Origin of the sequence: Microcystis flos-aquae FACHB-1344, from assembly GCF_014698375.1 — a bacterium.
Lineage (GTDB): Bacteria > Cyanobacteriota > Cyanobacteriia > Cyanobacteriales > Microcystaceae > Microcystis > Microcystis aeruginosa.
On sequence record NZ_JACJSW010000106.1, the window covers coordinates 44,803 to 51,081 of the forward strand.

Sequence of the window (6,279 nt, forward strand, 5' to 3'; positions counted from 1 at the left end):
GTGCCTCCCTACTTAGGGTTTGCTGAATAAATCTAAAAACCTTGTTGGGTAAGACTTTTAGACTTTTGGGAAATCAAAAAGTACCAGATCTGGGAGTGATCGCGGAGAAAATTCCGGGACTTTTTCCCTGAAAATTAGGTAATTGACCACCTGAAAATGGGTAAAACCCTACACCCCACACCCTACACCCCACACCCTGCCCCCACCGAAAAACTTTTTGCCGCAAACCCTACTTATTACTTATTACTTTCTCCCCCGAAATTCATAATTCTCAGTTCTTAATTCATCATTCTCCTATGTCTTCTATCTTTTATAAAAACGTCCGATTATTAATTTTAACCATTCTGGCGATCGCCGTTTGGGGACTATCTTCCTTTTTCAGTTTACCTCGTATGGAAGATCCCGAGTTAACCCCTCGTTTTGCGGTCATTAACACCCAATTTCCTGGCGCAACCCCTGAACGAGTAGAAACGCTAGTTACTGATAAATTAGAACAAGCTTTACTAGAAGTCGAAGAAATTCAAAATATTGATTCTACCTCTCAGCTTGGCTTCTCCAGCATTACCATTCAATTAAATGACCAAATTACCGATGTTGATCCCGTTTGGTCACAAATTCGTGATAAAGTCAATGATGCTGTTTCTCAATTACCATCGGGAACTTCTCTCCCTGAATTTGAAGAATCAAAACCCAAAGCCAACGCCTTAATTGTTGCTTTAACTTGGCAATTATCAAGCCCTCCGAATTATGGCATTTTGAGCCGTTGGGCGCAAGAATTAGAAGATGATTTACGGTCAATTGAAGGAACAGAAAAAGTTGAATTATTTGGCAATCCTACGGAAGAAATTCGAGTGGAAGTTGATCCTCAAAAATTAACCAATTTAGGGTTAACTATACAGTCCCTTTCTCAACAAATCTTAGAAAGTGATGCCAAAGTTGCTGCCGGCCAATTACGAAGCGAACAAAGTAACTTATTGCTGGAAATTGAAGGAGAATTAGATTCTTTAGACCGTTTAAATCGTTTATCAATTAAATCAGGTGCTTCTAGTCAAGTAGTGCGATTAGGTGATATTGCAAATATTAGTAAAGGAATTGAAGATCCCCCCAGAGAAGTCTCGATGATTAAGGGAAAACGGGCGATCGCAATTGCTGCTTTTGTGGAATCTGATAGACGCTTAGATTCTTGGATGACAGTCGCCAAGGCTAAGTTAGAAAGATTTGAAAAAAACCTTCCTCAAGGAATTGGCCTACACATTATCTTTAATCAAAGTCGTTATGTGCAGCAACAACTGGACTCGGTTTTATCAAACCTGATTATTGGTGCTATCTTGGTTTTTGGGATCACCTTTGTGATCATGGGCTGGAAGTCATCTTTAATCGTGGGAACATCCCTTCCCTTATCAGTTTTGATGGTTTTTGGCAGTATGAAGGTGTTAGGCATTCCCCTACATCAAATTTCGGTAACAGGACTAATCATTGCTTTGGGGTTATTAATTGATAATGCGATTATTGTGGTTGATGAGGTGCAAATGGCTTTAAAAGAAGAAGAAGGTATATCACCGCTCAAAGCCGTTGCTACTACCGTACATCATATTTTTATTCCCTTACTCGCTTCTACCTTTACCAGTGTTATCGCTTTTTTGCCCATTGCTACCGCTTCAGGAGCAACTGGAGAATTTACCGGAACGATTGGAGTAACCGTAATTTTAGCCCTAATTAGCTCGTTTATTCTATCTGTCACCGTGATTCCCGCCTTAGCGGGAAGATTACATCATTGGCAACCAACCCCCACAAATGGATATTGGTGGCAAAGCGGATTTACCCATTCTCGTTTAACCTATCTTTATAAGTGGAGTTTAGATCGCACTTTTCAACGTCCCTTATTAGCGATCGCCCTTATTCTTATTCTTCCCTTATGGGGTTTTATTAGCTTTCCTACCCTACAACAACAGTTTTTCCCCCCCACCGATCGCGAACAATTTCATTTAACCTTTGAATTACCCATCAGTGTGTCTTTACCCGAAACCCAGTCTCAAGTGATGCAAGCCCGAAAGTTAATCTTACAGCATCCTGAAATTCAAGACGTTCAATGGTTTATTGGGAAAAGTGCGCCCTCTTTTTACTACAATGTCTTACAAAATCGAGAACAATCTCCTAATTACGCGCAAGGAATTGTTCAACTTCAGAAAAACGTCAAGTCGGGTGCGTTAATTCGCACCTTACAGCAAGAATTAGATCAAGCCTTTCCCCATGGGCAAATTATTGTCCGACAATTAGAACAGGGTCCTCCTTTTGATGCACCCATTGAATTACGCTTATATGGCTCAGATTTAGCCCAATTACAGGCTTTAGGCGATCAAATCCGCACTGAGTTAGCCAAAACACCCAATGTCATCCATACTCGCGCCACTTTAAGCGAAAGTTTGCCCAAATTAGCTGTCAATCTTAATGAAGAAAAGCTACGTTTAGCAGGGTTAGATAAAAGAGCCGTTGCTCGTCAATTAGACACCAGTTTAGAGGGAACAGTCGGAGGCTCGATTTTAGAAGGAACAAAAGAACTACCTGTGAGAGTTCGGACTTCTAATAGTCAACGGAGCAATCTAGCTGAAATTAGCTCATTAAACCTCTTATCTTCGGGAAATTCTGCAACTTCATCGACAATTGTTCCCCTATCTACTGTGGGGACGGTGGAAATTTTGCCAGATATTGTTGCTATTTCACGTCGTAATGGCCAACGGATGAATACCATACAGGGTTTTATTCCGGCTGGTGTATTACCGGAACAGGTACTCTCTGAGTTTGAAAAACGATTAGAAATGAGTAATTTTCAGTTACCCTATGGTTATTCATGGGATTTTGGCGGAGAACAAGGAGAACGTCAGGATGCTTTAAGTAATTTGATTGCAACTCTTGGGGTTTTAGCGATCGTTATGGTGGCCAGTTTAGTCCTCACTTTTAATTCTTTCCGTATGGCAAGTATTATTATTCTTGTTGCGATTTTATCCTTAGGACTAGGCTTAGGATCATTGGCCTTGTTTAATTATCCTTTTGGGTTTACAGCGATTTTAGGGATCGTTGGACTGTTAGGAATCTGTGTTAATGATTCAATCGTAATTCTTGACGCTTTGCGTCATGATGCTCAAGCCAGCCTTGGTTCACGTCGAGCAACTCGAAATGTGGTGATTCGTGCAACTCGTCATGTGGTAGCGACCACCTTAACCACGATTATCGGGTTTATCCCTTTATTATTTGATCCCAGTGGTTTTTGGCCACCTCTTGCGATTAGTATTGTCGGTGGGTTAGGTGGCGCCACTTTAATGGCGTTATATTTTGTTCCTTCCGTATATGTACTCTTATGTCGTAAAAATCTTGCACAGAGTGCTAAACCGCAGTAACGGTATGATTATCGCAGTCATTTTGTCTTGCCATCAAGAGTATCGCTCTTCTATCACTCTCGGAAAATCCCTGTCAACCCATAACGGGAGTTTAGACTAACTCCCCCCAATCATACCGTACAGTCTAGTCCACTGAGAGGGGGACTACGGGGGGAGGGGAAAATCAAGAGATAATGAGGTAAAGTTATCCCAATTCTCCAAAATCTGACTACAGATAGGGTAGAATATCATATTAGTAGAGTTAAAGGAAAAATATAGCAGGAGTTTATAAGATAGAAATATCTGAAAGTGAAGCAGAACTCAAGGAACTGCTTAGACAAGAAAAAACCGGTTCAGGAAAAGAAAGAATACAAGTATTGTACTTATTAAAGACAAAAAAGGCAAAAACGGTGACAGAAGCCGCCGAAATGCTAGGAAGAAATAGAGTCACCGTACAAGATTGGTTAGGAAAATATCGTCAAGGGGGACTGGAAAAATTATTGTCTAAAAAAGTCAGTACAGGAAGACCAAGAAAAGTTCCCCTGTGGGCAGAAAAAGCCTTATAAAAAAGATTAAAAGAAAAGGAAGGGTTTGATATTCAGGTCGAGATTTGTGAATGGTTAGAGGAAAAATTAGGGAGAGAAGCCAAGTACAAAACCGTACACAAATTAGTATATTATCGGCTAAAAGCGTCTCAAAAATAGCTAGAACAAAAAGCCTAGAACAATCAGAAGAAAGGTTAGAAGATTTTTTAAAAAAACTCCTAGAAAATTTGGCAATACTGAGTTTTGTAGCGATAACAATTATGAGTAATATAGGGAAAATTCGCTTTTGATGTCAAAATGAAACTCGTCTGGGACTAAAAACAATCAGCGGGAGAAAAATAACAGCAAAAGGGGTAAAACCTTACGGGAAAGTGCAGGGTCAATTTCAAGCAACGTATATCTATGGGGTGGTAGAGCCGAAGACAGGAGAGCATTTCTTTTATGAATTTACTCATTTAAACAGTCAATGTTTTCAAATATTTTTAGAATTATTTTCTGAATATTTTGCCGATGGTATTTTGATAATACAGTTAGATAATGGCAGGTTTCATAAGGCAAAAAAACTAAAAATACCTGAGAACATTATTCTCAGGTTTCAGCCACCACATTGCCCAGAATCTAATCCAATTGAACAGATTTGGCAATATCTAAAAAAGGATTGAGATGGAAACTACCTAGAGACTTAGAGGAATTACGTTTGTTAATTGGTCAACGACTCGAAGAAATAGACCTCGACCTAATATTATCTTAAGACCAAAAGTCTTTCTAGTTAAGGAATCTACCCGAATAAAAATTATTTTAATCGCCTCATATTTTTTCAGTGAAACTGAATTAGCAACGATAGATATACATTTCAGTTATCGAACTACTTAATTAGTACATAGGCTAAAAGTAAGCTGTGACTGGGTTATAATTTTTGGAGATGTCTAATGAACAAAGAGGTAATCGCTTCAATTGTTGGACGAGGTTATAGGGAGCATCTCATTTATGCAAGTGAGTAATTATACTTATCCATAAAACTGGTTTCTAGCAAGGCTTTCAAAATAGCTTGACATAAAAACCTGATTTAGGGGTTACAAAGGTGAGATGCTCCCAGGTTATATCCTGGAGGCTCTATCTGTAGTTGGCATTTAGAGAATTGGTATTGTAAAGTTTCAATACAAATATAGTCAGATATAGTCAGGCATGGTAATATATAGACATGAAACTATCAGACTATGCAAAAAAAGCAGGAATAAGTTATCGAACGGCTTGGAGATGGTGGAAACAAGGAAATTTAACAGGTTATCAATTGCCTTCTGGTACAATTATCATAACGGATGACAACCATTCAAAACCCGACTTGATAGCTTGCATTTATGCAAGAGTTTCCAGTGCCGAAAATAAAGACAATCTAGATAGACAAGCTGACCGATTAAAAGATTATGCTGTTGCCAGAGGCTACAAAATCTACAAAGTTGTCAAAGAAGTAGGCAGTGGATTAAACGATAATCGCCAACAATTAGCCAAAATTCTAGTTGACCCCAATTATAATGTTTTAATTGTTGAACACAAAGACCGTCTAGCCAGATTTGGGACTAATTATCTAGAAATCTTGTTAAAAGAACTAGATAAAAAACTGGAGATTGTCAATGAAAGTGAGGATAAGCAAGATGAGTTAATGTCAGATTTAATAGCCATTATTACCTCTTTTTGTTCTCGAATTTACGGATTAAGAAGGTCGAAAAGAAAGACAGAAAAGATTATAGCTGAGTTAAAAGACAACGGATAATAATGTTAGTAGCAGAAAGACACATTATCAAGAAAGGACATAGATTTTGGGCTGAGATAGATAATTTATCTTGGCAGTCTAAAAATCTCTACAACTCAGCCAATTATTTAATCCGACAAAACTTCATTTATGGTCATGGCTATTTGACCTATAATCAGATGGCCTCTCTGATAAAAGGGACAGAACAGTATAAAGCTTTACCTGCTAAAGTTTCCCAACAAGTTTTAAGAGGATTAGACCGGAACTGGAAATCATTTTTTGCCGCTTCATCGGAGTTTAAAAGTCACCCCGATCAATTTCTGGTCAAACCCAAAATCCCTAGCTATAAGGAGCCAAAAAAAGGAAGAAATCTCTTAGTTTACACGATTCAAGCTATAAGCAAAGTAGGTCTTAGGCAAGGATTAGTCAAGCTATCAGGGACTTCAATTGCGTTGGCGACGAGAGTAGCGGAGCGCATAGCAGAAGTTAGAATAGTCCCTAAATGTGATTGTTATGTAATCGAGGTAATTTATGAGAAAACCGAACAGTTCTTAGCTCCTAATGAAAAGATAGCTGCGATAGATTTAGGCATAGATAATTTGATGGCTGT

The 6,279-nt window shown here is 38.7% G+C and carries 6 protein-coding genes and 1 pseudogene; 6 read left to right on the forward strand and 1 reads right to left on the reverse strand.

Going from position 1 to position 6,279, the window contains the following annotated elements:
- Positions 1-57 precede the first annotated feature (57 nt).
- Positions 58-237 (reverse strand): annotated as a pseudogene (locus tag H6G48_RS27440) (hypothetical protein).
- A 59-nt stretch (positions 238-296) separates the two neighbouring features.
- Here H6G48_RS27440 and H6G48_RS08820 point away from each other — a divergent pair.
- The 6 genes from H6G48_RS08820 to H6G48_RS08835 all read left to right on the forward strand — a co-directional run.
- Positions 297-3,395 carry an efflux RND transporter permease subunit gene (locus H6G48_RS08820; protein ID WP_190721097.1) on the forward strand — a complete coding sequence of 1,033 codons (3,099 nt, stop codon included), beginning with the start codon at positions 297-299 and terminating at the stop codon, positions 3,393-3,395.
- A gap of 389 nt (positions 3,396-3,784) precedes the next feature.
- Entirely contained in the window at positions 3,785-3,940 is a 156-nt protein-coding gene (locus H6G48_RS26225; protein ID WP_287738708.1) for a helix-turn-helix domain-containing protein, read from the forward strand.
- 50 nt (positions 3,941-3,990) lie between these two features.
- Positions 3,991-4,209, forward strand: coding sequence for a hypothetical protein (locus H6G48_RS26230; protein WP_242034590.1), 219 nt, complete (start codon positions 3,991-3,993; stop codon positions 4,207-4,209).
- Positions 4,210-4,257: 48 nt separating this feature from the next.
- Positions 4,258-4,581, forward strand: a complete 324-nt coding sequence (locus tag H6G48_RS26235; protein WP_287738709.1) for a transposase — start codon at positions 4,258-4,260, stop codon at positions 4,579-4,581.
- A 533-nt stretch (positions 4,582-5,114) separates the two neighbouring features.
- The gene (locus H6G48_RS08830) at positions 5,115-5,690 is read left to right on the forward strand and encodes an IS607 family transposase (protein WP_423202538.1); all 576 of its coding nucleotides are present in this window, start codon (positions 5,115-5,117) and stop codon (positions 5,688-5,690) included.
- A 2-nt stretch (positions 5,691-5,692) separates the two neighbouring features.
- Positions 5,693-6,279: transposase (locus H6G48_RS08835; RefSeq protein WP_190721103.1), on the forward strand; the 587-nt coding region annotated here is incomplete at its 3' end.

Excerpts from the sequence above, each read along its gene's own strand:
- H6G48_RS08820 (WP_190721097.1), top strand. The coding sequence starts at position 297 with ATGTCTTCTATCTTTTATAAAAACGTCCGATTATTAATTTTAACCATT.
- H6G48_RS26230 (WP_242034590.1), top strand. The coding sequence starts at position 3,991 with ATGGTTAGAGGAAAAATTAGGGAGAGAAGCCAAGTACAAAACCGTACA.